23 protein-coding genes are annotated in these 25,072 nt (G+C 62.1%); 19 read left to right on the forward strand and 4 right to left on the reverse strand.

Annotated elements, in window-relative coordinates; translation table 11 throughout:
* The 10 genes from EOA13_RS30425 to EOA13_RS30470 form a co-directional block, all read left to right on the forward strand.
* A partial coding sequence (locus EOA13_RS30425; RefSeq protein ID WP_164780425.1) for a substrate-binding domain-containing protein occupies positions 1 to 549 on the forward strand: 549 nt, incomplete at its 5' end.
* A 403-nt stretch (positions 550 to 952) separates the two neighbouring features.
* The gene (locus EOA13_RS30430; RefSeq protein ID WP_127297116.1) at positions 953 to 1,999 is read left to right on the forward strand and encodes an NAD(P)-dependent alcohol dehydrogenase; all 1,047 of its coding nucleotides are present in this window, start codon (positions 953 to 955) and stop codon (positions 1,997 to 1,999) included.
* Positions 2,000 to 2,343: 344 nt separating this feature from the next.
* Positions 2,344 to 3,255 carry a sugar ABC transporter permease gene (locus EOA13_RS30435; protein WP_245490526.1) on the forward strand — a complete coding sequence of 304 codons (912 nt, stop codon included), beginning with the start codon at positions 2,344 to 2,346 and terminating at the stop codon, positions 3,253 to 3,255.
* Complete coding sequence (locus EOA13_RS30440) at positions 3,255 to 4,154, forward strand: carbohydrate ABC transporter permease (RefSeq protein ID WP_127297117.1); 900 nt, start codon at positions 3,255 to 3,257, stop codon at positions 4,152 to 4,154. The genes EOA13_RS30435 and EOA13_RS30440 overlap by 1 nt, the downstream gene beginning before the upstream one ends.
* A 47-nt stretch (positions 4,155 to 4,201) precedes the next feature.
* On the forward strand, positions 4,202 to 5,731 hold the full coding sequence (locus tag EOA13_RS30445; RefSeq protein WP_127297118.1) for an extracellular solute-binding protein: 1,530 nt from the start codon (positions 4,202 to 4,204) through the stop codon (positions 5,729 to 5,731).
* Positions 5,732 to 5,798: 67 nt separating this feature from the next.
* On the forward strand, positions 5,799 to 7,325 hold the full coding sequence (locus tag EOA13_RS30450) for an FGGY-family carbohydrate kinase (protein ID WP_127297119.1): 1,527 nt from the start codon (positions 5,799 to 5,801) through the stop codon (positions 7,323 to 7,325).
* Positions 7,318 to 8,643, forward strand: coding sequence for an iron-containing alcohol dehydrogenase (locus tag EOA13_RS30455; RefSeq protein ID WP_127297120.1), 1,326 nt, complete (start codon positions 7,318 to 7,320; stop codon positions 8,641 to 8,643). The genes EOA13_RS30450 and EOA13_RS30455 overlap by 8 nt, the downstream gene beginning before the upstream one ends.
* A gap of 76 nt (positions 8,644 to 8,719) precedes the next feature.
* Entirely contained in the window at positions 8,720 to 9,802 is a 1,083-nt protein-coding gene (gene ugpC, locus EOA13_RS30460; RefSeq protein ID WP_127297121.1) for a sn-glycerol-3-phosphate ABC transporter ATP-binding protein UgpC, read from the forward strand.
* Entirely contained in the window at positions 9,803 to 10,858 is a 1,056-nt protein-coding gene (locus EOA13_RS30465) for a glycerol-3-phosphate dehydrogenase (RefSeq protein ID WP_127297122.1), read from the forward strand.
* A 92-nt stretch (positions 10,859 to 10,950) separates the two neighbouring features.
* The gene (locus EOA13_RS30470; RefSeq protein ID WP_127297123.1) at positions 10,951 to 11,949 is read left to right on the forward strand and encodes a sugar-binding transcriptional regulator; all 999 of its coding nucleotides are present in this window, start codon (positions 10,951 to 10,953) and stop codon (positions 11,947 to 11,949) included.
* Between the two features lie 229 nt (positions 11,950 to 12,178).
* On the opposite strand, the gene EOA13_RS30475 is transcribed toward EOA13_RS30470, so the two are convergent.
* Together EOA13_RS30475 and EOA13_RS30480 are read right to left on the reverse strand one after the other, a co-directional pair.
* Positions 12,179 to 12,604, reverse strand: coding sequence for a DUF309 domain-containing protein (locus EOA13_RS30475; RefSeq protein ID WP_245490527.1), 426 nt, complete (start codon positions 12,602 to 12,604; stop codon positions 12,179 to 12,181).
* 433 nt (positions 12,605 to 13,037) lie between these two features.
* Positions 13,038 to 13,619, reverse strand: a complete 582-nt coding sequence (locus EOA13_RS30480) for an amino acid synthesis family protein (RefSeq protein WP_127297124.1) — start codon at positions 13,617 to 13,619, stop codon at positions 13,038 to 13,040.
* Between the two features lie 164 nt (positions 13,620 to 13,783).
* Here EOA13_RS30480 and EOA13_RS30485 point away from each other — a divergent pair, with 164 nt between their 5' ends.
* The 8 genes from EOA13_RS30485 to EOA13_RS30520 all read left to right on the forward strand — a co-directional run bounded on the left by EOA13_RS30485 (position 13,784) and on the right by EOA13_RS30520 (position 23,078).
* On the forward strand, positions 13,784 to 15,583 hold the full coding sequence (locus EOA13_RS30485; RefSeq protein WP_127297125.1) for a helix-turn-helix domain-containing protein: 1,800 nt from the start codon (positions 13,784 to 13,786) through the stop codon (positions 15,581 to 15,583).
* A 174-nt stretch (positions 15,584 to 15,757) separates the two neighbouring features.
* Positions 15,758 to 16,741, forward strand: coding sequence for a flavin reductase family protein (locus tag EOA13_RS30490; RefSeq protein WP_127297126.1), 984 nt, complete (start codon positions 15,758 to 15,760; stop codon positions 16,739 to 16,741).
* A gap of 22 nt (positions 16,742 to 16,763) precedes the next feature.
* Positions 16,764 to 18,275 (forward strand): aldehyde dehydrogenase, encoded by a 1,512-nt coding sequence (locus EOA13_RS30495; RefSeq protein WP_127297127.1) that lies wholly within the window; start codon positions 16,764 to 16,766, stop codon positions 18,273 to 18,275.
* 28 nt (positions 18,276 to 18,303) lie between these two features.
* Complete coding sequence (locus EOA13_RS30500; RefSeq protein WP_127297128.1) at positions 18,304 to 19,380, forward strand: LLM class flavin-dependent oxidoreductase; 1,077 nt, start codon at positions 18,304 to 18,306, stop codon at positions 19,378 to 19,380.
* Positions 19,381 to 19,382: 2 nt separating this feature from the next.
* Positions 19,383 to 20,210 (forward strand): alpha/beta hydrolase, encoded by an 828-nt coding sequence (locus EOA13_RS30505; RefSeq protein WP_127297140.1) that lies wholly within the window; start codon positions 19,383 to 19,385, stop codon positions 20,208 to 20,210.
* A gap of 265 nt (positions 20,211 to 20,475) precedes the next feature.
* Positions 20,476 to 21,309: a transporter substrate-binding domain-containing protein gene (locus EOA13_RS30510; protein ID WP_127297129.1), complete on the forward strand. Its 834-nt coding sequence runs from the start codon at positions 20,476 to 20,478 to the stop codon at positions 21,307 to 21,309.
* Between the two features lie 54 nt (positions 21,310 to 21,363).
* Positions 21,364 to 22,338 (forward strand): amino acid ABC transporter permease, encoded by a 975-nt coding sequence (locus EOA13_RS30515; protein WP_127297130.1) that lies wholly within the window; start codon positions 21,364 to 21,366, stop codon positions 22,336 to 22,338.
* Positions 22,335 to 23,078: an amino acid ABC transporter ATP-binding protein gene (locus tag EOA13_RS30520; protein WP_127297131.1), complete on the forward strand. Its 744-nt coding sequence runs from the start codon at positions 22,335 to 22,337 to the stop codon at positions 23,076 to 23,078. The genes EOA13_RS30515 and EOA13_RS30520 overlap by 4 nt, the downstream gene beginning before the upstream one ends.
* A gap of 210 nt (positions 23,079 to 23,288) precedes the next feature.
* Here EOA13_RS30520 and EOA13_RS30525 read toward each other — a convergent pair whose 3' ends face one another.
* Complete coding sequence (locus tag EOA13_RS30525; RefSeq protein WP_127297132.1) at positions 23,289 to 23,612, reverse strand: DUF1127 domain-containing protein; 324 nt, start codon at positions 23,610 to 23,612, stop codon at positions 23,289 to 23,291.
* 152 nt (positions 23,613 to 23,764) lie between these two features.
* Here EOA13_RS30525 and EOA13_RS30530 point away from each other — a divergent pair, with 152 nt between their 5' ends.
* A complete protein-coding gene (locus EOA13_RS30530; RefSeq protein WP_127297133.1) occupies positions 23,765 to 24,013 on the forward strand; it encodes a helix-turn-helix domain-containing protein in 249 nt (82 codons plus the stop codon).
* A gap of 307 nt (positions 24,014 to 24,320) precedes the next feature.
* On the opposite strand, the gene EOA13_RS30540 is transcribed toward EOA13_RS30530, so the two are convergent.
* The gene (locus EOA13_RS30540) at positions 24,321 to 24,998 is read right to left on the reverse strand and encodes an XRE family transcriptional regulator (protein ID WP_127297134.1); all 678 of its coding nucleotides are present in this window, start codon (positions 24,996 to 24,998) and stop codon (positions 24,321 to 24,323) included.
* Positions 24,999 to 25,072: the final 74 nt, after the last annotated feature.

The following is a 25,072-nucleotide window of genomic DNA, read 5'->3' on the forward strand; positions in this document are numbered from 1 at the left end:
GACAATCTGTCGGCCGGCAGGCAGGCGACCAACTCCCTTCTGGACCTTGGCCACCGCCATATCGGTTCGATCACCGGGCCCATACAATTGACGACAGCCAGCGGCCGGCTGAAAGGCATGCTCGAAGCGATGGCGGCGCGCGGGCTTGCCCCGAAAACCGGGCATGTCCGTTCCGGCGAATTCCGCGAAGACACCGCTTATTCGGTCGCGCGCGATCTGCTCGGGCAGCCGGATCGACCAACCGCGCTCTACGTCGCCAATGGCGTCATGGCCATCGGCGTCATGCGAGCCGTTGCCGATCTCGGGCTGCGCTGCCCCGAGGATGTTTCGATCGCCTCAACCGACACGGTCGCGGGGGCAGGCGGGCTGAAGCCGCGCCTTACTCGTACCGAGCATCCGGTTGCTGACATGACCAACGAGGCACTGCGCATGCTGGTCGACCGCATCGAAGGCAAAGTCGCCCAGCCTGCCCGAAACGTGGTTTTCCAGCCAGCGCTGGTGGTTGGAGAAAGCTGCTCGCCCTTGAAAGCTCCTGCCGAGTTGACCTAAGTCAGCGCCATTGAGGCGAGTGACAGCAATGCGACTGGCTTTAACCAGTGGCGAAGAAGCACGGAGCCTCCTCGTTCTACGACAGAACTAGTGTCGACTATGTTAGCGGAGAACCATGCCTTTCCTTCTTGGGGAACAGCATGCCGGTAGAGTATTGATCAGAGACGTGGTCGGACCCTGTCGGGCGCCATGGTGTGATCGCACAACGCTGGGAGCTGCCCCCCCGGCAACGCAAACATTGCCGCGGCCTCGCCTCCATTGACCATCAGCTGAAGGCTACTTGGTGCCCAGGCCAACAATGACCTTCTGCCAGAAGGGTCCGGTAGACTGTGATAATGTAGAATTTGAGGTGACCATGCTGGTGTTTCAAAAACGGCAGCCAGTTCTGAAGGAGATCATTTCGATGACGAAAGTTCGCGCCCTTGTCCTCGAACGTCAGCACGAACTCAAGCTGCGAGACATCAATTTGCAGCAGACGGTCGGCGCAGGCGAGGTTCGCATCAAGATCCGCACCGTGGGTGTCTGCGGCTCCGACGTGCACTACTACACCCATGGCCGCATCGGCCCGTTCGTGGTCGAAGCGCCGATGGTCTTGGGCCACGAAGCCGCTGGCATTATCGCGGAAACAGGCGAAGGCGTGGAACATCTGAAGGTCGGCGATCGAGTCTGCATGGAACCAGGCATCCCCGACCCCAATTCTCGGGCGAGCCGGCTCGGCCTCTACAACATTGATCCGGCGGTCAGGTTCTGGGCAACGCCGCCGATCCATGGCGTGTTGACACCCTATGTCGTTCACCCCGCCAACTACACCTTCAAATTGCCTGATAATGTCAGCTTCGCCGAAGGGGCCATGGTCGAACCCTTCGCAGTCGGCATGCAGGCTGCGGCTAAAGCGAAGATCGCGCCGGGTGACACCGCGGTGGTGATTGGCGCAGGGCCGATCGGCACGATGGTGGCGATCGCCGCCCTTGCCGGCGGCTGCGCCCGCGCCATTGTTGCAGACCTCGCCCAACCCAAGCTCGACATTGCCGCCGGCTTTCAGGGTGTGGTTCCGGTCAACATCCGCGACAAGAATCTGGCGGCAGAGGTGAAGCGCCTGACCGACGGCTGGGGCGCCGACGTCGTCTTCGAATGCTCCGGCTCGGCCAGAGCATGGGAGACGCTGCTCGACCTGCCGCGACCGGGTGGCGCGGTGGTGGTGGTCGGCCTGCCGGTGGCGCCTGTGGGGTTAGACATTGCCACAGCCTCGACCAAGGAAGTCCGCATCGAAACTGTGTTCCGATATGCCCACCAATATGAGCGGGCAATTGCTCTGATGGGGTCGGGCCGGGTCGACCTAAAGCCCCTCATTTCGGCGACCTTCGCCTTCGAAGACTCCATCACCGCATTTGATCGCGCGGTCGAAGCCCGGCCGGCGGACGTAAAGCTTCAGATCCGATTGCCGGACTAGGCAAGTTCCAAAGCCACCGGGCTGTCTCCCGATCTTGTCCATGCGTTGCGTAACTTCTTGGGCAGACAAGTCTGGCTGACGGCGGCCCTGAGCGCTTTTAATGCTGGCACACGGCATTTGGCGGCGGCGTTCCCTCCACAAATAATTCCATCCGGTGGTGATGGCATCCTCCGGGACCACGAGCAAATCCGTTGAGCGCTAACGGAACCGACACTTGACAAATCGTCGTCCGTCCGACACGCTTTTAACAAAAGGCACAACAAACTTACAAAAGTTCAAGTTGGCACAATCTGGCCGACAGGGAGAAGGCCGATGCGTCTCTGTGACCGAGCGGAGATTTGCGCGTGAGCACGGTCACCGTGAACCGCGAAACGCCCAGATGGGCGCTGCCCCGGTTCATGACGGCCGAGCATCCTTTCCCCTGGCTCGCTCCGATCACGGTGATGCTTCTCGTTTTCGGCATCTATCCCCTCGCCTATTCAGTCTGGCTGTCGTTTCACAAACGCAATGTCGTCTCCCGGCAACTTGACTTCGCCGGGCTCCACCAATGGACGCGTGCCTTTTCGGATGCGCGTATGTGGCATTCGTTGGAAACCACGCTGATCTACACCTTCGTGGCGCTTGCCGTTCAGCTGGCACTCGGCATCGTAATCGCGCTTCTGCTCGATACCGATCGCAAGGGTTACGGGGTGCTGCGTGCATTGATGACACTGCCACTGGTGGTGCCGCCCGCCGTGACCGGAATGATGTTCCTGCTAATGCAAGACGGCTCTTTCGGGGTCCTGTCGTTCTACCTCTATGCTCTCGACCTGATCTCGCCGGCACAGCCGATCCTAACACAGCCGGGAACCGCATTGGCGGCGATCCTGCTGGCAGACATATGGCAATGGACGCCGTTCATGGTGCTCATCATCCTGGCGGGCCTTCGGGCGCTGCCGAAGGAACCTTTCGAAGCTGCAGCGATCGACGGCGCCAACGGCATCCAGACGTTCCTGCGGCTTACATTGCCGATGCTGCGCAAGGTGATAGCGGTTGCCGTGCTGATCCGCGGCGTCGATCTCTTTCGCATTTACGACTACGTCTACATCATCACCGCCGGCGGCCCCGGAACGGCCACCGAGACGCTGTCATTCTACGCTGGCCGTATCTACTTCACCGGAGACTTCCCATACGCCGCGACCTTGTCGCTGATCGTGCTTGTCGTCCTGATCGGCGTATCGAACATCTTCGTTAGGCTTTTCAAGGTGAGGTTCTGATGGAGCCGTCCCGCGCCCAGACGATCACCCGCGACGTGCTGGCCGTGCTGGTGGTGGCGATCTTCATGTTCCCGATCGCCTGGTGGGCCCTGTCCTCCATCAAGCCCTACTCCGCGATCTTCGACCGCAGCGGCCCGGTCTACACCGGTTTCACTCCGACGCCGGACAATTACCGCGTGACGCTGCTTGGCGTTTCGCGGGTCGACATCGGCATGGAACAGGGGGGCGAGGCGGCGGGAGTTATCAAGGGTGGCGCCAGTTCCTACGATTCCCGGCAGTCGCTGCTCGACAGCGCGACCATAGCCGTCGGTTCGACGGCACTGACGCTGTTGCTGGCGACACTGGCCGCCTATTGCCTGTCGCGAATGCAGTTCAGCGGCCAGCAGTCCTTCCTTTTCTGGATCCTTTCGCAGCGCTTCATGCCGCCAATCGCGATAGTCATACCGGTCGTCTTCATGTTCCGGGATCTTGGTTTGCGCGATACCTATACCGGGCTCATCCTCGTTCACAGCTTGATCAACCTGCCGCTGGCGGTTTTGCTTTTGAAGTCGTTCTTCGACGATGTGCCACGTGAGGTCGACGAAGCGGCGCTGATTGACGGCGCAACGCGCTGGCAGACGTTTCGACGTGTGGTCCTTCCCATGGTGAAAGGCGGCATCGCCGCGACAGCCGTGCTGTGTTTCATCTTTTCATGGACCGAATTCCTACTCTCGCTGTTCCTGACAACGTCGATCCGCACCGTGCCGGTGAAGATCTCGACCTTTGTCACCTCGACCGCGACAGAGTGGGGCTACATCACGGCGCTCGGCACGTCCGCGATCATACCCAGCTTCATCTTTATCCTGCTGGTCCAACGGCATCTGGTCCGCGGCCTCACCCTCGGATCGCTGAAAGAGTGAGGCCCGGACGAGAAGAACTACGGCAAATCGCAACGGAGGAAACGATCATGAGCTTCAAAGACCACGACAAGAAGACATTCGTCGCCGATACCTGCAACGACTTTACGGCGCGCCGAATAACCAAACGCGAATTCATGAGGAAGATGGCACTCGCCGGCGTCGGCTTTTCCGCCTTCGGATCGGCCATGCTGGGCGGTGGCCGCTCCAATCGGGGGGTGCTGGGCCTGGGGGTCGAAGAAGCCCGCGCCCAGGACGCGGATATGCTGAAGTGGCTGGCCGATGTCGGCAAACCATATGCCGGCACGAAAATCCGCTACACTTCGGAAGCGACGCCGCCAACCATCGTCGCCAACCAGCTTGTCGCGGGTGAGTTCACCAAGGCGACCGGCATCGAGGTCGAGGTCGAGATCGTGCCGCTGGAGCAGGTTCTCGCCAAGGCTACGCAGGATGTACAGGGCCAGCTGGGCACCTATGACGTCTACTATCTCGACCAGTCCTGGATGGCGACATTTGCACAGGATGTCGTCGATCCGCGCGAGTATTATGACCAGAACAAAGAACTGGCGATGCCCAACTTCGACTGGGACGATTTCTCCAAGCCCCTTGTCGACGGCATCGCCATGTACAATGGCAAACAGTGCGGAATTCCGTTCGATATTCCGATCTTCATCCTGATGTACCGGAAGGATCTTTTCGACAAACACAATATCGCGTTGCCGACAGATCTCGACGCCTATCTCAAGGCCGTGCAGGCACTTACGGAGGCGGAAAAGGGCAATGGCATCTTTGGCACCGCATGCCAGGCGAAGTCTGGCCATTATTCGCTCGAATGCGACTGGACCTTCGCACTCTGGGGTCATGGCGGCTCGATCTTCAACAAGGATAAGAAGTTTGTCGGCAACGATGAGCGCGGCGTGGCCGGGCTGCAATTCTACCAGGAGCTGGTCAAGAACTCGCCGCCCTCCGCGACGACATGGACCTGGGATGGTCAGGGGCAGGCCCTGACACAGGGGCAAGCCGCCATGGCAATCACCTGGGGCGAGGATTTTCCCGGCTTCGATGCCAACGATTCCAAGGTCAAAGGCCTGTTCGAGGCCTTGCCCGCACCCAAGGAGGTCCCAGGCCGTCGCGCCGTCGCCGATTGCGGCTTCAACGAGATCCCGGCGGTCGGCCACCAGGGTGGTTCGACGATCTCGCTGTCGCAATACTCCAAGAACAAGGAAGCGGCATGGCTGTTCATGCAGTGGGTCTGCTCGAAGGACGTAATGGCGCGGGTGTCGACGCTCGGCGGAGGCGCCTCGCCGATGCGCAATTCCTCCTTCACCGATCCTCGGGTCAAGGCGAAAGCCGTCGTCGGACCGGGAACGACACGCCATTTCGATGCGATCAAATACACCATCGACAACCAGATGGGATCGGAGCCGGACATGCCGATTTGGGCTGATTTGTCGAACAACGACATCCCGGTTGAACTCGGCAAGCTACTGACCGGCCAAGACTATGGCGGCAACGCCAAGGCATGCCTGGATGTGATTGCCGGCATTGTCGACGGCAAAGTCAAGGATGCCGGCCTTTAGCGGACTTTTCCGGTAATTTCGGCGATGGCGGTTTCGACCGCCCTCGCCCTTTGGCAATGTGGCAGCAATGGTTCCGGATCTCGTCATCGGCATTGATTCCTCGACCTCGGCAACCAAGGCGATCGCATGGGATCGCAATGGTCGCGCGGTGGCGGAAGGTCGTGCGTCGATTGCAACGTCCAACCCGCGTCGCGGCTATTTCGAGCAGGATCCGGCCGAATGGTGGGCCTCGACCGCCACAGCGCTCCGCGCCGTGTCGGCAACAGTTTCGCCGGCACGCATTGCCGCCCTCGCCATTGCCAACCAGCGCGAAAGCTTCGGCCTTTTCGATGAGCAAGGCGAGGCGGTCGGACCCGCGACGCTGTGGCTCGATGAGCGCGCCCGCCAGAAGGCACGCCGTTTCGGCCAGACCTTCGGAGCAGCACGCGTCCACGCGATATCCGGCAAGCCACTGGACGTCATCCCCTGCCTCTACCGGATGATCTGGTTCCGCGAGGAGCAGCCCGAGATTTTTGCCCAAGTAGAGCGAATGGCCGAAGTCCAGGGCTACCTGGTCTTTCGCTTGAGCGGCCGGTGGGTAACGTCTACCGCCTCCGCGGACCCAATGGGCGTGCTCGACATGCGAACCATGGACTGGTCGAACGAGATACTGGAGGCGGCGGGCATCGCCCGACGAATGATGCCGGACCTGGCGCGGCCTGGCACCGTTCTGGGCCAGATAACCCCGGAAGCCGCCATCTCCACAGGCTTGCGGGAGGGTACGCCGATCGTCGCCGGCGGCGGCGACGGTCAATGCGCCGGCACGGGGGCCGGTGTGTTGCAGGCGGGATGCGCTTACATAAACCTCGGCACGGCGGTCGTTTCCGGCAGCTACGGCACCGACTACGTCCACGACCCGGCCTTCCGCACCGAAACGGCGGTCGCCGAGGATGGCTATATCTACGAGACGTGCCTGCGCGCCGGCACTTTTCTCGTCGACTGGATGACGCGCGAAATGCTTGGCGTCGAGCATGGGTCCAGCGGCGCCCTGGAGACGCTCGAAGCCGAAGCCACGGCCAGCCCAATCGGTGCAGGCGGCATCATGCTCCTGCCCTACTGGCAAGGCGTCATGGATCCGCACTGGGACAGCGCCGCCCGCGGTGTAATCGTCGGGCTTTCCGGCTCGAGCCGCCGCGGCGACGTCTATCGCGCCGTGCTGGAAGGAATAGCGCTGCACCAGGCCGCGACAAGTCAGCGGGCCGCTGCCGCCGTCGCCCAGAACATCGACCATTTCATAGCCATCGGCGGAGGAGCGAAGTCCGACCTGTGGATGCAGATCCTGGCGGATGCACTCGATCGTCCCGTAAAGCGTTCGACGACCGTGGAAGCATCTTCGCTCGGCGCGGCAATGGCAGCGGCGAAGGGGGCGGGCTGGTTTTCCACCATCGCCGAAGCGTCTCTCGCGATGGCCAGCGAACCCGCCCAATCCTTCGATCCCGATGCTGGCCGTGCCGGCCGCTATGCCGAACTTCTCGCGATTCACGCCGATCTTTGGCCAACGCTTTCCGCTTGGAACCAGCGACTCGCGGCTTTCACGGAGGCTGACCATGGCTGAAACGATCAACTGGAACGCCTTGATCGAGGATGTTGTCGCAGGGCGCTGGAAAGATCCCAAGACAGGCGCGGCCGCTAACCTGCCGTTCCAGACGATCGAATTGCTGGAGACGACGGAGGGCCGTGAGGCGGACCTCATCGCGCCTCTGACGCTGGGCAACCGCATCGCTGTCGTGTCCGACGTCAACACCGTCGAAGTGATGGGGCAGCGCGTTGCAAAGGCGCTGCGTGCCGTCGCCGATATCGACGAAATCGTGCTGCCTCAAGGTCTCGACTGCGACGAGGCGACGATCCAGATGGTCCGAGAGAAGACACGTCACGCAGCCGCGATCGTCGCCGTTGGATCCGGCGTCCTCAACGACAGCTGCAAGCATGCAACCTTCCTCGATGGCCGGCCATATGCCGTTTTCGGCACGGCAGCGTCGATGAATGGCTACGGCGCTTCGACCGCATCGGTGACCCTGGCTTCAGGCCTCAAGATTTCGCTGCCCTCGCACGCGCCGCGCGGCATCTTCCTGGACCTTGGCGTTTCGGCCGCAGCGCCGACCTGGCTCAGCGCAGCCGGACTTGGCGACAGTCTCTGCCGTTCCACCGCCCAGATCGACTGGTGGGCCTCGCATCGGCTGTTCGGCACTTACTATTCTGATGTTCCTTACCTGCTGCAGGCGGGCGACGAGGAACCGATGCTGGCCCATGCACCTGGCCTTGCAAGGCATGACGTCGCCGCTGTCGGGCATCTCCAGCGAGTTTTGACGCTGTGCTCGATGGGCGTCTGCTTCGCCGGCGTTTCCCATCCGGGCTCCATGGGGGAGCACCAGATCTCCCATTGGGTCGACATGTTCGCGGGAGACCATCATACCGGCACCACGCACGGTCAGCAGGTCGGGGTTGCCTCGCTAGTGATGGCGCGTCTGCAAGCCCGTCTGCTCGACATGAAAGAGCCGCCGCGGGCAAAACCGACCCTCGTCGATGAAGCGGCGATTCTGGCCCGCTATGGCGCGCAACTGGGACCACTTTGCGTTGCCGAAATGAGGAAGACGGCACTCGACCCTAGCCAGACGGAAGCCTTCAACCAGAAACTTGCCGAAATCTGGCCGGCCCTACGCCGGGAGCTTCGGCCGATAGCCATGCCGGTCGCCCGCATGGAGGCGGCATTAAAGGCCGCGGGAGGACCGATCACCGGCGCGGAATTAAGCCTGCCACGAGAGCTTTGGCACGACGCCATCCGCTATTCGCGAGAAATCCGCGGTCGCTGGTCCTTTGTCAATCTGGCCGCCGATGCGGGGCTCCTGGAAGAATTTCTGGAGAACGAATGGTGAGACAGCATTGCGTGGTTGCAATGGCTCGCATGGCGGTGGAAACGCAACACGCAAGGGCAATGAAGGGTAGCGGTTCATGGCATCTGTCACCATCAGCAACATAAGGAAGGACTATGGCGCGGTCGAGGTTATCCATGGACTCGATCTTTCGATCGACGATGGCCAGTTCGTCGTTCTGTTGGGGCCGTCCGGCTGCGGCAAGTCCACCCTGCTGCGCATGATAGCCGGTCTTGAGCCCATCACATCCGGCGGGATCGCCATAGGCGACAAAGTCGTCAACACCCTTCACCCCAAAGACCGCAACATCGCCATGGTCTTCCAGAATTACGCGCTTTACGCGCACATGACGGTTTTCGACAACATGGCCTTTTCCATGCAGTTGAAGAAACGCCCCACAGAAGAAATCAAACAGAAGGTGGGGTGGGCGGCGTCGGTCCTCAATCTAACGCCCTACCTGGAACGATATCCCCGCCAGCTTTCGGGCGGCCAGCGGCAGCGCGTCGCCATGGGCCGTGCCATCGTGCGAGATCCAACCGTATTCCTATTCGACGAGCCGCTGTCCAATCTCGACGCCAAACTGCGGGTGCAAATGCGCACCGAAATCAAGGAACTCCACCAGCGGCTAAAGACCACCACGGTATATGTCACGCACGACCAGATCGAGGCCATGACCATGGCCGATGTCATCGTCATCATGCGCGACGGTTACATCGAACAGATCGGGCGTCCGCTCGATGTCTACGATCGTCCGGCAAATCTCTTTGTCGCCTCGTTCATCGGCTCGCCTGGAATGAACATGTTCCATGGCGAAGTGGCCTCCGAGGGCGGAGCCTGGGTGGTGCGGACTGACGAACTGTCCCTGCCTCTTCCGCCCGAGGCAGCGGTTCGGTCCGGCCAGAAGGTGGTCTATGGCATTCGTCCCGAACATCTTCGACCGGTGGCGGACGGGAGCGGCATTCCGGCGACCGTCACTGTCGTCGAGCCGACTGGTCCTGAAATCCATATCTTTGCCAGCATGGGCAACAACGCGGTCTGCTCGGTGCTGCACAATCGGATGGAACTCTCTCCAGGAGCCATGATTCATCTGGAGCCGGCGCCAGACCGAATCCATCTATTCGACCAAGGCAGCGGCGAGCGGCTGGACAGGGGAAGAAACTGAATGGCGCGGATCGTTATCCTCGGCGCTGGCGTCATGGGGTCTGCCATGACGCTTCCGGCCGCTCACGCGGGTAACCGCATCACTCTCGTCGGCACCCATCTCGACGAAGAGATCATTGGCTCCGTGGCCGGCACAGGCCGTCATCCGCGCCTCAACATCACTCTGCCTGGCGCGGTAACCGCCTGCTCGTGGACCGGGTTCGGGGCGGCGATGAACGACGAACCCGATTTGCTTGTACTCGGCGTCTCCTCAGCCGGTGTTCCTTGGGCGATCGACCGCATCGCCGAGAGCATCAAGTCGCCCGTGCCGATACTGATGATTACGAAGGGGCTCACCGCGAGTGACGAAGGCATTGAGATCCTGCCACGTGTGGTCGCTCGCGAAATTCAACGGCGTACCTCCTTGTCGATGCCGGTGATGGCCGTCGGCGGACCCTGCATTGCCGGCGAACTGGCCGCACAGCGTGATACATCGGTGATCGTGGCCGGGCTCGATGCCGATCAGGTCGCCGCGGCGTCCCACATCCTGCGAGCTCCTTTCTATCACGCGCGCCCGTCATCCGATGTCGTAGGCGTCGAAATCTGCGCCGCTTTCAAGAATTTCTACACGCTCGCCGTTGGGGCACCCATCGGACTGCTGGAGCGCGACAACAAGGCGCCAAATGGTGCGGTCATGCATAATCTTGCCTCGTCACTTTTCTCGCAGTCGCTGGCGGAGATGGCGATTCTGGTCGAGGCCCTCGGCGGAAGAACCGAAACAGTACAGGGACTGGCCGGCTCGGGCGATCTTTATGTGACCTGCCAGGCGGGTCGCAACGGCCGCATGGGGCGCTTGCTTGGCCGCGGCCTGCCTTATTCCGTGGCGAAGCGCGAGCATATGAGTTCAGACACGGTCGAAGGGGCGCAACTGGCGCTGGATCTTGGCCCGACATTGGCGAAGATGATGGCGCAAGGCGTACTTCCTGGCGATCGCTTGCCGCTGACGGCCGCCATCATCGACGCGATTTGCCACGATGCTCCGCTGGCTTTGTCCTTCGACCGTTATCACCGAGGCTAGAGGCGGACCCAGAAAAATCGATTGACGCTTCATATCGATTCGAGCACGGCTCCGCCGAGCCGCTCTGATCTCGCGGAGTGGAGGACATTCTGATGGAGAAACCACCACGAAAGAAACGCGACGGCCGCAACACCTTGACGAACTCCGTTTCGGCCGAACGCGAGGAAGGGCTTCTCGTCCGCGCCGCCTGGCTTGCTTATGTCGGCGACCTCACGCAGGCGCAAATCGCCAAGTCCCTTGGCCTGACCCGCCTTCGCGTCAACCGGATGCTGGCGCAGGCCCGCGAGCGGGGGATCGTTCAGATCCGCATCAATTCGAAGGTGGCGAACTGCATAGAGTTGGAGCACCGGTTGCGGCATGCCTACGGGATCTCCGATCCGATCGTGGTTCCGACGCCACCCGATCCTGCCTTGGTGCCACAGGTGATCGCAGCCGCCGCCGGTGAGGCCCTGTCGCTCAGAATCCGTGACGGGATATCGGTGGGCGTGGGATGGGGACGGACGCTCCAGCTTAGTCTGCGGTCAGTGACCGTGCGCCCCGTCAAAGGAATGTCGGTCGTTTCCTTGCTTGGTGGGCTCACGCGCGGATCGGCGATCAACATCTATGAAATCGCCTCGCGGCTCGCGGCGCTTTTCGATGCGGAATGCTTCTACATCGCAGCACCGGTGTTCACGGACACGGAGGCCACGCGCGATCTGCTTATGCGCCAGTCCATTTTGGAAGACGCCTTCACCCATGCCCGCGACGTTGACGCCGCTTTCGTTTCGGTGGGTGCGGTGCACAAGGACGCCACCATTTTTCGGATCGGACTGGTAGGCGACGATGATCTCAGATCGCTCCGCGAAGCCGGGGCGGTCGGCGATATTTGCGGCCACTGGATCGGCGCCGACGGACATCTGGTCGATCACCCACTCAACGATCGCGTTATCGGCCTCGCCCCCGAAAACCTGCGCCACATTGACACTGTCATCCTGCCCTCCGGTGGCCTCGACAAGGTTCCGGTGCTGCGCGCCGTATTGCGTCTCGGAGTCGTCGATGTCTTGATCACCGACGAAAAGACCGCGGAGTCGATCCTTGCAGAAAAGTGGTAGAGAGGACTGACTGATTTTAGTCTAGGGGAGCGGGACTTGGGATTTGACAGTTCTTAGTGGCTTTCCCCACAACAAGCTCGGTATGCCTCGTCTGAAGTCAAGCCTCCGCAGTCGATGCAGCGCTTATTGTTTTGCGGCGCTGCATGCGGTGGTGTGCGGCTTTTAAATAGGGTCACTATCAACGCCTTCCACAGGCGGAGCTGGGTTGAACGCTACCAAGGGTAGCCGATCAGACACTCTCCAACTTTGGTGCGAGAATAAAATCGAAAACGGGCTCGGGCTGGTCAGGCTTTGGCTCTGGCAAAATGACCCGGGAAGTTACGGCCGCTTCGGCATATTCTGCAAGCGCCGCAGGTGTCATCTCGAGGGCAGTCTCAAAGACCCGGCTCGGCACCGTCACCACCTGACGAAATAGCGCGGCAGCTCTTGTCGCGTGGCGCACGGCAGCGACCCGCTTTCCCTCGCGGATTTTCACCCCGGCGGCCGCCAATAGGATCAGTCCCTTGAAGAACAGGCGGTGCTGGCTGCTTCGTTTCGCAGCGTGCCAAAGAGGCTCCCAAGCCTCATGGGCTTCCCAGTAATAGCCGTGGTTGAAAAGGTCGATTCCCCATCGAAAGACATCCGAGCCTAACGCTTCCCCAAGGGCGACGGTCACGGGATCGTTCCGGTAGCTATGGCCCAAGGGATCACGTACCGGATGCGGATGTTTGCCAGGCAGGTACGCATAGGCCGGAAGACTCTTTTCGGGCAGCAAGCGAGGACGAGCCATTGGCCCAGCAAACATGAAAGCGCGTTGATTGCAATTGATGTCACATGGAACTGACAGCATAGGCTTCATCTGTCAGAGCTGAGGCCGTGAGTGGGGCTGAGTTCCGGTCTCTGGAGATTTCCCTCCCAATTGCAGACTGCCAAGACTGCCAATTATGCGACTTCGAAGCACAAATCATAAACATGGGAAGACGGGTATTCGGTTCAAATTCGCCGCTGGCGTCAGCTTTGCGCCAGCATGTTGGCCGTTGAGGTCCCGATGCGCCAATTCTCAAAAGCGGACATTGTCAGCGGCGCGACAAGAGATGCTGCGCAAGGCACTACATGGCGGCTTCCTGTTCCATCTCCTTCATGTCCTGAAAACGGTCCGCGATCCGCGGGTGGAGTCGTCCGCCGTCCGCCGCGCCAATGGCAACCACGATCTCGTCCGCGGCTGGGCCATCGGCAATTTGGAAGTTTGCTGTGATGAAGTGCGAGCGGCGGCCGTTTTCGCTCTTGTGCATCATTGGTAGCGACAGCAGCGCGCCCGGCGCGTTGCGTGTATTGCAGAACTCGAGATAGGTCGTGCCGCCGACGGCATCGCGGAAGACATTGCCGAAGCGCAGCGTGTGGATCATGGCGGAGGCGTGCTCGATCTCGCCGGCGGTCCCGACGGCCGCGGCCTTGCCGTAGCTTTCGATGCGTTCCGCCGGCATCAGCGCAATCAAGCGGCGCGTGAGCTCCTCCCCGAGCCGGGGTGCGATCGCGACGATCTCCGGCCGCAAATCCTCGACAAAGCCGCGCCCGGCCCATGGATTGCCCAGGACGGCGGCGACGACGATCGATGTCACCGGCCTGGCGGCCGCCCTGCCGCCTTCAAGGTGCATTTCCTCGATGAAGGTGCAGATCTTCCGCAATTCCATGATTTGGCCTCTCTATGTGAAAGCTCAAATCTAATGCGCGCCAATCGATGGGTATTCCTCCGGTTCGTAGGAAGAATCCGCGTGCACCCCGCTTGGAAGCGGTGTAGCGTTCATATATCCGCGACGGCTTAAATTCGCCCTTCGCGAGTGGCGGAAGATCAGGCGTGGACCACGAGTCGCAAATTCTCTCCTTGCGGGACGCCGCCAGCCTCATCAATTCGGGTGGTGATCTCCAGTCCGTGCTGCGCGATCTCGTGCTGGCAGCCTGCCGCCATGCGAAATGGACCTTGGGCTCGATCATGAGCATCGACGCCCCGCATGGCCACGCCCATGTCATCGTGCGCCATGATCCGACGCTCATTCACCGCACGCTGCCGGATCGCTGGGAACTGGCTACCAGTCCCTCGATCGTCGCGCTCAATCGCAATGAGCCGGTCTTTATCAGGGACGCGCGGGCGTCGGAGGAGTTTCCGGGCTATCGCCGCGAGGCGTTCGAGCGCGACTACCGCAGCGTGCTGGTCATGCCGATGAACTGCGTCGACGAGGACAGCCGGCCGATGGTGCTGACCGTCGTCTCGCGCGAGATCACCGAAGTGACGGCGGAGGATATCGCCTTCATCGGCATGATCGTGCACCTGGGTGAGATCGCGGTCGAGAAGCAGCATCGGCTGCGCCAGGAGAAGCAGGCCGGCGAACGCCTGCAACGCGCCCTTTCGGCACACACCTCGCTGCTGCAGCAGGCCTTGTCGGACGGGTCCGTGGTCTCGCTCGCCGAAAAGGTCAGCGAGCTTCTGCCCAATCCGGTGGTGGTGATCGATTTCCATGCCAATCTGGTCGTGGCCGGCCGTTCCCCGAGCGAGGCGCATTTCGACGTCGCCTCCTGGCAGCAGGCGGTGAGCGGAACGCTGAGCCGGCAGATCTTCAAGATAGCTCGCGGCGCGTCCGACGGACGCCGCTCCGAGACGCTGTTCGTCGACGACGGCAAGCGCCAGCTCAAGCTTTCGGTGCGCGTCGAGCCGCTTACTATCGATGCCGAAGTGGTTGGCGCGCTGATGATTTTTCCGACGCCTCACGAGTCCGGCCAACTCGACCAGATGCTGCTCGACAGCACCAAATTCGCGCTCAGCGTCCAGATGATGCGCAGCTTCGTGCGCTTCCGCTTCGAGACGCGTTCGCTGACCGAGCTTTTCCTGGAGGTCGCGGAACGCCGCTGGCGCGATGAGGCCGATATCGTCAATCGCGCGCGCCGCCTGGGGCTGGACTTGACCGTTGCGCACAAGATGATCGTCGTCGATCTCGCCGAACAGGCGAAGGATGGTGCCATCGGCCTTGCCCATCCGCATCATGCGCTCGTGCGTCTCTTGCAGCAGGCAGGCATTGCTGGCACGGCAATCGCGGCGGAAGACGGCCTTGTCTGTCTCGTTCCGGCCGATGCCGGACAGGACAGCGCGCGCTTCGCGAAATTGCCGCATAGGATCGCAGCCGAGCTTGGCCGCTACTTCGAGCGCGAACCGGTGGTGGTGCTTTCCGAAGCCTGTGCCGCGCTGGCCGATTATCCCATTGCCTGGGAGCGGTGTCGCCGCATGATCCGGATCGGCCGCTCCTTCGGGCGCACCGGTGTCTTCGCCGGCCAGGATTTCGGCCCGCTGCCGATATTGGTCGCCGCCGCCGACGCGCCTGATGTGCGCGGCTTCGTCGAGGACAGTGTCGGCGCGCTGATCGCGCATGACCGCGAGCACGGCACGCCCTATCTGGACACGCTGTTTGCCTATCTGCGCGAGGGCTGCCGCAGCCAAGCCTGCGCCGACGCCATCGGCCTGCACGTCACCACCTTGCGCTATCGCCTGTCGCGCATGGAGGATCTGTTCGGGATCCGTCTCGACACGCCCGAACAGCGCTTTGCAGTTGAACTGGCGATCCGTCTCAGCGGCATCATCGACAGCCGTGTGCCGGCAGCCCGCTAGACTCCCTTGACCTCGCCATCACTGTTGCGATGCGGCAGCCGCCGCAAGCACGGGCTCGTCGCGCTCGTGCTTGCTCGGGATAACAGCAGCACGCCGCGCCATCTTTCCTCCAGACCAGAGGAAGAACACCCGCCGGCTCTTGCCTAGCTTTCGCCCGACAACGGGAGGAGAGCAATGACGGACGCAACGGCCGTGGCACAAAGGACGATCGACCCGATCGCCTTGCGTCGTGCTTTTGGCACCTTCGTCACCGGTGTCACCGTCATCACCACACGCGACAACGACGGCAATCCTCGCGGCATGACCGCCAACTCCTTCACCTCGGTCTCGCTTGACCCGCCATTGCTCCTGGTCTGCGTCGGCAAGGCGGCGGCGAGCTTTCCCGCATTCAACGAGACGCGGTCCTTCGCGGTCAATTTCTTGCATGAAGGCCAGATCGATATTTCTTCGGTATTCGCGTCCAAAGCGGCGGACAAATTCCAGTCAGTCAACCATGACCTCGCACACACCGGCGCGCCGATCCTCACCGACAGCCTGACATGGTTCGACTGTACCGTTCACAACCGCATCGAGGCCGGCGACCACATCATCCTGATCGGCCGGGTTCAGGCTTTCGGCACCAGCCCATCGGCGCCGCTCGGATTTTGCCGTGGCCGTTACGCCAGCGTGAAAGATCCGCTGCCCACCGGCTGGCTGGCCTCGCAGGACATGATCATCGGCTATCTGGTCGAAGCGGGGAACCGCATCCTGTTGTGCAGCGATGGCAAGGGAAGCTGGGTGCTGCCGACGGCGCGGCGCCGCAAGGCCGATAGCCAGCTCGTCCTCGATGGCGGCGACGCGCTGAGCCTCGTTCCTGAAAACACCTTCCTCTATTCCGTGTTCGACGTCGCCGACAGCGACCCGGGCTATCTCATCTACCGCGCCGAACTGAGCCGTGAGAGCGCTGAGGCCGCACTTCCGGATGGCCACGCCTTCTTTTCCGTCGACGCGCTGCCCTATGAGCGGATCGCCACGCATGAATTGCGCGCCATGCTGCGCCGCTATGCCCGCGAACGCCAGGACAAGCGCTTCGGCATCTACATCGACACACGCGACGGCGGCCGCGTCGCCATGATCGACGGCCAGTCGCAATCGTGGACGCAGGCCGCGTCCGAATGATGTTCCACGCAGGACAGACAGCATGAAAACGACGGTCAGATCGCTCAAAGGCTCACGCCAGAACCTGTTCATCAATGGCGCGTTCGTGGCACCCAGGAGCGGGCAATACATCGACAGTTTCGACCCGACCACCGGCCAGCCCTGGTACCAGTTCGCCGAGGCCGGCGCCGAGGATGTTGGCGCGGCTGTCGAGGCAGCGCGCGCCGCCTTCGCCGCTCCGGCATGGCGGCGCATGACCCAGACCGATCGCGGCAGGCTGGTGCGCCGGCTGGCGGAACTGGTGCTGGAGCACGCCGACGAGCTGGCGCTGATCGAGACGCGCGACAATGGCAAGCTGCTCAAGGAAATGCGGGCGCAGATGCGCGCCATGCCCGACAGCTACACCTATTTCTCCGGCATGGCCGACAAGCTGCTCGGCGACACCATCCCCGTCAACAAGCTCGACATGCTGAACTTCAACCTCCGCGAGCCGATCGGCGTCGTCGGCATGATCACGCCATGGAACTCGCCGCTGATGCTGCTCACCGGCACGCTGGCGCCATGCCTCGCGCTTGGCAACACGGTCGTCGTCAAGCCGTCCGAGCATACCAGTGCTTCCACGCTCGCTCTGGCCGAGCTGATCATGGAGGCCGGCTTTCCGGCCGGCGTCGTCAATGTCGTCACTGGCACCGGCGCCGTGGCCGGGGACGCACTGACCCGGCACCCCGGCATTGCCAAACTCGTCTTCACCGGATCGACCGCAACGGGCCGGCGGATTGCCGCCAATGCGGCGGAGAATCTCATCCCCTGCTCGATGGAGCTCGGCGGCAAGTCGCCACATGTCGTCTTCGGCGACGTCGACATCGACCATGCCGTCAACGGCGTCGTGTCCGGTGTGTTCGCGGCGGCGGGGCAGACCTGCGTCGCCGGTTCGCGCTGTTTCGTCGAGGCCAGCGTCTACAATCGCTTCGTCGAGGCGCTGGTCGAGCGCACGAGGCGCGTGCGGGTCGGGCTGCCGACGCTGGAAGAAACCGACATCGGCCCGCTGGCGCTGTCTGCACAGCTTGCCAAGGTGGAAGGATATGTCGCCTCGGGCGTGCGCCAGGGCGCCAGCATCGCGGCCGGCGGCAGGCGGCCGCAGGCGGCCGAGCTTGCCGGCGGCTGGTATTTCGAGCCGACTGTGATGACCGACGCCGACAACGGCATGGACTTCATGCAGGAGGAGCTGTTCGGTCCCGTCGTCGGCGTCATGCCGTTCTCGTCGGAAGACGAGATGATCCGGCTTGCCAACGACACACGCTATGGGCTCGCCTCCGGCATCTGGACGCGGGACATCAACCGCGCGCTGCGTTTCGCCAGGAATGTCGAGGCCGGCACCGTCTGGATCAACACCTACCGGGCCTCCTCCTTCATGTCCGCCAATGGCGGCTTTAAGGAGAGCGGCTACGGGCGGCGCGGCGGCTTCGACGCCATGGAGGAGTTCTCGCGCCTGAAGAACGTCGTCATCGACTACTCCGGCGCCATGCAGGACCCCTTCATTATTCGCCTTCGCTGACCAAACCCGACGCACTGGGAAGACCGACATGAAATTCGCCGTTTCGCTGACCATGGAGCGCTTTTCGCCCGACATGCCGATGTCGAAGGTGAAGAGCAATCTGCTCGAGTTGGCGCGCCTGGCCGACGAGGGTGGCTTCGAGACGTTGTGGACGGCGGAGCATCATACGATCGAATGCACTATCTCGCCCAATCCGCTAATGACGCTGACCTGGCTTGCCCAGCATACCGAGCAGATCCGGCTCGGCACCTCGACCCTGGTCGCTCCCTACTGGAGCCCGATCCGGCTGGCAGGGGAGGCGGCACTTTGCGATCACCTGACCGGCGGGCGGCTGGAGTTCGGCATCGCGCGCGGCTCCTACCAGTACGAGTTCGACCGCATGGCCGGCGGCATGCCGCAGCAGGAAGGCGTTGCCTATCTGAAAGAGCTGGTGCCGGCGGTGAAGAAGCTGTGGGCGCAGGATTATGCCCATGACGGCGATTACTGGAAGTTCCCGCTCGCCGCCGGTGTGCCGAAGCCACTGCAAAAGCCGCATCCGCCGATCTGGGTGGCCGCGCGCGATCCCGGCACGTTCGACTGGGCGGTGGGCATCGGCGCTTCGATCCTGTCGACGCCCTTGTCGGCGCCGGCGGCCGAGATCGCCGTGCTGGGTGAGAAATTCCGCAAGGCCGTCGCCGATCATCCGGAGGTGCCGCGCCCGCGCCTGATGATGCAGCGGCGCACCTGCGTCTACGAACGGGCGCAGGACTGGGAGATCGCGGTCGGGCATGCCATCGACTACGGCCGCGCCTTCGAGAACCTGTTCCAGAACATCGGCACCGTGCAAAACGGCTTTCCCGAAGCCGTCCCCTACGACAGCGTCAAGGGCAAGGACAACTACAATCCCGAGAACATCCGCCGCAACCTGATGTTGGGCACGCCCGACGAGGTGATCGAGAAGCTGCTCGACTATGAAGCGGCGGGCGTCGACCAATATTGCCTCGGCCTGACGTTCAACCTGCCATTCGAGCTGCAGAAGAAGACGATCAAGCTGTGGGTCGACGAGGTGATGCCGGTTTTTGCGGCCCGGGAGCGCGACAGGGCGCGCCGGGCGGCGAGGGCGTGACCATGGCGCGCTCCGGCCATCTCGATGTCGAGGGCGTGCTGCTCAACTGGCGCCTTGAGGGTGAGGGCGGCGTGCCGCTGGTCTGCATCCATGGTGTCGGCTCCTATCTCGAAGCCTGGAATGGCGTGTCGGGCCAACTGAAAGATCGCTTCGCGGTCCTCACCTTCGACCTGCGCGGTCATGGCCGTTCCAGCCGGGTAAAGGGCCGCTACGAGATCGACGATTTCGTCACTGAGACGCTGGCGCTGGCCGACCATGTCGGGTTTGCCACCTTCAATCTGGTCGGCTTCTCGCTAGGTGGCCTCATCGCGCAGCGCCTGGCGCTGACGCATGCCGAGCGCCTGCAAAAACTGGTGCTGCTGTCGACGGTTGCCGGCCGCACGCCCGAGGAACGGCAAGCGGTGCGTGGCCGGTTGGCGGCACTGATGGCGAACGACGCCTCGGCGCATCATGCCGCCTCGCTGTCACGCTGGCTGACGGAAGACTTTCAGGACAAGAACCCGGAGGTCATCGCCGAGCTGCGCCGGCGGGATGCCGAGAACGATCGCGACTGCTATGCGGCGGCCTATCGTGTTCTGGCCGAGACCGATTTCGGCGGCATCCTCGACCGTATCACCTGTCCGACGCTGATCGTCACCGGCGAGGACGACCAAGGCTCCAGCCCGCGCATGGCACGGCTGATGCACGAGCAGGTGCAAGGGTCGCAACTCGCCATCCTGCCCGGATTCCGCCATTCGATCCTGGTCGAGGCGCCGGCACGGGTTGCCGCCGTAATGGGCGATTTCCTGCTGGACGCGGGCCGCGAAAAAGGGGCCGGCGCCGATGAATAGCAGCCTTCGCAATGCGAAAGAGAACACCGGACACCAGGCACTGCACGACACGTCGCGGGCAACAGGCCGGCACCTTCCCTGTGATCGCGGGAATGGTGACGGCAAACATCCTCTGCGACATCGGAAGACCGTAATGGCCGCGACGTCGCTAAATCCGAGGGCCTTTGGGAGAGGACGCCGACCTGACCGGCACGAAATTGCGAAGTCACGACCGGCTGAACCATCGTGACCGCAAGGGACTGAACAACAACAGGGGAATACGCACATGACAATCTGGAACAGACGACAAGTGACGATGGCCGCGGTGGCGCTTACGCTCAGCGCATATCCTGCTCACGCAGGCGCGGTGCTCGACCGCGTGCTGGCGGCCGGCACGCTCAAGGTGGCGACCGATGCCAACTGGGCGCCGCAGTCCTTCGTGAATGCCAGCAACGAGCTGGACGGCTTCGATGTCGACGTCGCCAAGGCGATCGGCAAGCACCTCGGCGTCAAGGTCGAGTTCATCACGCCCGGCTGGGACATCATCACCGCCGGCCATTGGGCAGGGCGCTGGGACATACATGCCGGCTCGATGACGCCGACCAAGAAGCGCGCCGAAATTTTCGATTTTCCGGCGGTCTACTATTACACACCGGCGGCCGTTGCCGTGCACAAGGACAGCAAGGCCAAGACGCTGGCGGACCTCGACGGCAAGGTGGTCGGCGCCACCAGCACCTCCACCTTCGAGGCCTATGCCAAGAAGGATCTGACACTCGATGCCGCCGGCGCGCCGTCATTCGAGTACAAGCTCAACCCGAAGGAGGTCCACTCTTACGAGAATTCGACGACCGCCTTTGACGACCTTCGCCTCGGCGACGGCGTGCGCCTGGATGCGGTGGTCTCTTCGCTGCCGTCGATCCTCGATGCCGAGAAGGCCGGTTACCCGATCAAGCAGCTGGGCGATCCGGTCTTCTACGAGCCGCTGGCGATCGCCATCGAACGCGGCGATCCCGAACTCTCGGCCAAGATCGCCGACGCCGTGAAAGCGATGAAGGAGGACGGCACGCTGAGCAAGCTTTCCGAAAAATGGTACGGGCAGGATTATTCGAAGACGAACTAGCCCCTTCAAAGGCGGCCTGCCCCCGGCAGGCCGCCGAACACCCGGTGCTTAAAGATGCTCTATCCCGATACCGTCGAAGCTGAAATCCTCGTCCACAAACCCTGGTTCGTGGCGACGATGTTCGGTGTCGTTCTGCTGCTATTCATGGCTTTCAACATGTCGGCCACCAGCTTCGCCGAACTGATGCGTCCGGTGATCGGCGAACCGTCGGTGAGTGGCCTCTACGGTCGCTTTGCCATTGCCTTCGCCATAGCGATGATCTTCACCTTGAACGTAGTGCTGATCGGTTTCGCGCCGCTCAAGTTCCAGATCGGCATCGTCTGGCTCGAATTGCTGCTGCTGTTCATTGCCTTCTTCGAGACCTTCCATCTCAGCCTGCCCTTCATCAGCGAGAAGCTGCCGTTTCTAATCAGCCAAGGCGTTGTCACCACCCTCTACGTTTCGGCGATCTCGATTGTCATCGCTTCCGTCATCGCGGTCGCCGGCGCGGTCGCCAAGCTTTCCAGCAATGGCTTCGCCTACGCCATCGCCAGCTTCTACACCTCCTTCTTCCGTGGCCTTCCGCTGCTCATGCAGGTCTACCTGATCTATCTCGGCTTGCCGCAACTTGGCTTCGTCATCAATGCCGTGCCTGCTGGCATCCTGGCGCTTTCGCTCTGCTACGGCGCCTACATGACCGAGATCTTCCGCTCCGGCATACAGAGCATCGATCGCGGCCAATGGGAGGCGTCGCGCTCCATGGGCTTCGGCTTCGCGCTGACCATGCGCCGCATCATCCTGCCGCAGGCGCTGCCGGTCATCATTCCGCCGACGGGCAACCAGTTTATCTCGATGCTGAAGGATTCCTCGCTGGTCTCGGTCATTGGTGTTTGGGAGCTGATGTTCCTGGCGCGCACCCTCGGCCAGAAGACCTTCCAGCACATGGAGATGCTGATTTCGGCCGCCATGATCTATTGGATGCTGTCGATCTGCCTCGAACTGATCCAGGCGCGGATCGAGCGGCATTACCATAGGAGCAAGGTCAGATGAGCGCTCATGCCATCATCGAAGCGCGCAACCTATCGAAGTGGTACGGCGCCTTTCACGTCTTGAAGGACATCAATCTGACCGTCCACAAGGGTGAGCGAATCGTCATCTGCGGGCCCTCAGGTTCCGGCAAATCGACGCTCATCCGCTGCTTCAATCGCCTGGAGGCGCATCAGGCGGGCGATATCACCGTCAATGGCATTGCGCTGCATGGCCAGATGGGCAACGTCGCCGACGTGCGCTCCAACGTCGGCATGGTGTTCCAGCATTTCAACCTGTTTCCGCACATGACGGTGCTGATGAACTGCATGGCCGGCCCAATGTGGGTTAAGGGCGTGCCGGAAAAGGAGGCGCGCAAGACCGCGCTGAAATTCCTCGAGCGGGTTCGTATTCCCGAGCAGGCGAACAAATTTCCTATCCAGCTGTCCGGCGGTCAACAGCAGCGTGTGGCGATAGCCCGCAGCCTGTGTATGGAACCGGCTGTGATGCTGTTCGACGAACCGACCTCCGCCCTCGATCCGGAAATGGTCTCGGAGGTGCTGGACACCATGACGGAACTTGCCCGCGACGGCATGACCATGGTGTGCGTGACGCATGAGATGGGCTTTGCCCGCGCGGTCGCCGACCGCGTCATCTTCATGGACGCCGGACAGATCGTCGAGGAGGGCACGCCTGACGCGTTTTTCGGCAACCCGCGCCATGATCGAACGAAATTGTTCCTCAGCCAGATCTTGAAGCATTAGGTCCCAGGAAAGGCTGCTTTTCCGGTCGAATTTCGGGGACCGGAAAGTCGGCTCTCGGCACCAAAAAATCTACCGGTCAGCAATGAGCCTTAACTCGACCAGAGATTTCAATTTTGCGGTAGTGCGAATGGAGACATCGCCGGCGACCACGCCGGACGCCGCGGTTGCGCCTCAAAATCGTTGTTAAAGAATGCCCCCGAATTCGGCTGATCAATTGCCGCCCTCAAGCGGCTTCCGCCCCCGGGGCTTTCCCTTCTCACCAATTTCCCGTCTGGTTCTGCGCTGCACTCTTAAGCGCGCAAGAGCGGATCTATCGAAGCTGTCGGCGCAGGCCGACTCGGCGTCTGCTTTGGTCAAGCCAACGTCGCGCAGAAGGAAGTTGGACAGGTGACCAAGCCCACGCTTTATGTTGCGGCGGGTCCGCCACTCACGGACAAGGGCCAGCAGCCGTTCGAGGGGAGGATCAAGAAAAGTGCGCGGCACGCGCCGTGCGGTCTGGCCTAGTGTCGTTTGCGTAATGTTACGCCAGGTCATGGTAGCCTCCGTTGGGGGATGCACGAATGACGACCACCATCATGGCAGAGCACGGGAAGGCGCCAGCGCATCTTCGGAAGCGCACCGCTTCAGATTGTGAACTGGCCTTCGAGCTCCGCAAGGCCTAACCTGCGGCAAAGGAGCGGTCAGCCATGACGAGACGGCCTTACGGACTGGTCTGCCGGATCTCGCACGCCTGCGAGTTCCTGGAGCCCCGCTGGACGATCCAAATCCTGACCGAACTCTGGAACGGCTCGACCCGCTTCAATGACATTCGCAAGCGGGTGGGCAACGTCTCGTCCGCCCTCTTGTCGAGGCGGCTCAAGGACATGGAAGCGTTGGGCCTGGTCGAGCGTGTCGAGGACGGGGCGACGGGCGCCATCTGCTATTTCCGTACCTAGAAGTCGATAAACCTCGAGCGGCGATGAACGCGTTAGCGGAATGGGCGCAATGCAACATCGAGGCGGAGATCGCGCTCGGCGACGTGGAAGTTTCGACCCTCATGTGGGCTGTGCGGCGAAAGATTGACTTCGCTGAGCTGCCGCGGCGGCGGGCCGTCATCCGCTTTCATTTCCGCGACGATCCCCCACCGAAGTGTCCCCCGGGATAGGTGCTCCAGTAGATCCGGCCGAATGTCCGCCCCGCCGATATGGTCTCGATTTCGAGCTTTGCGGCCGCGAAATCGGCTGGAGGTGGAACGCCGGGCATTCAGTCGAAATCGCCCCTGGCCATGCCTTCCGCCGCGGCCAACACCGAGGCGTCATCGCCTTGCTGAAGGGCTCGAAGGCCGGTCCGCCCATCGAGGGCGCCATGGCGCGACACCAGAAACCGATAGACAGCCCAGGCACTGTTGCCGAGCGTCTCATGGAGCGCAGGCAATGTCCCGAAGGGACGACCGTCCCTGTCGAGTTGCCAGACAGGAAAACGGAATCCGCGTTTGGCGCCATCGATCCCGAGCACCTGCCCGCTTTGCCGCCTGGCGTTGACCGTCACCCGCGACGTGCCAAGCAGCTTGGCGAAGGCTTCAGCACTCAGCATGTCCTCGCCGGCGACAATTTCGGCAACACGCTTGCGGCCACGCGCGCGCGCTCCGGCAAGAGCCGCCTCGAGCTCGGCATCGGGCTTGCCCGTGTCGTCGACGGGAAAGGTATCGACCGGTTGCTCCTCGACCGGCGTGATCGTCTGCGCATCGGCGGCCGGGTCGACTTCGACCCGGAACGATACGCGGTGGCCGATCTTGCGGCTGCGTGCGATCGCTTCCTGATAACGTTCGAGCAGAACCTTCTTGAAGTCTGCCTGTGCTGGCAGTTTTGTGGTGAAGCTCAGGGCGGCGAGTCCCGTATGCGATGCGGTCCCGCTATGATTGTTGCGTTTTGAAGTGGCCATGATGACAACCTCCTGCTGTCACCGATATGGTTACAGATCGAAAATTCGTCAAGTTGGATAAGTTCGTAAGCCCT

Origin of the sequence: Mesorhizobium sp. M7A.F.Ca.US.011.01.1.1 (genome assembly GCF_003998295.1) — a bacterium.
Taxonomy (GTDB): domain Bacteria; phylum Pseudomonadota; class Alphaproteobacteria; order Rhizobiales; family Rhizobiaceae; genus Mesorhizobium.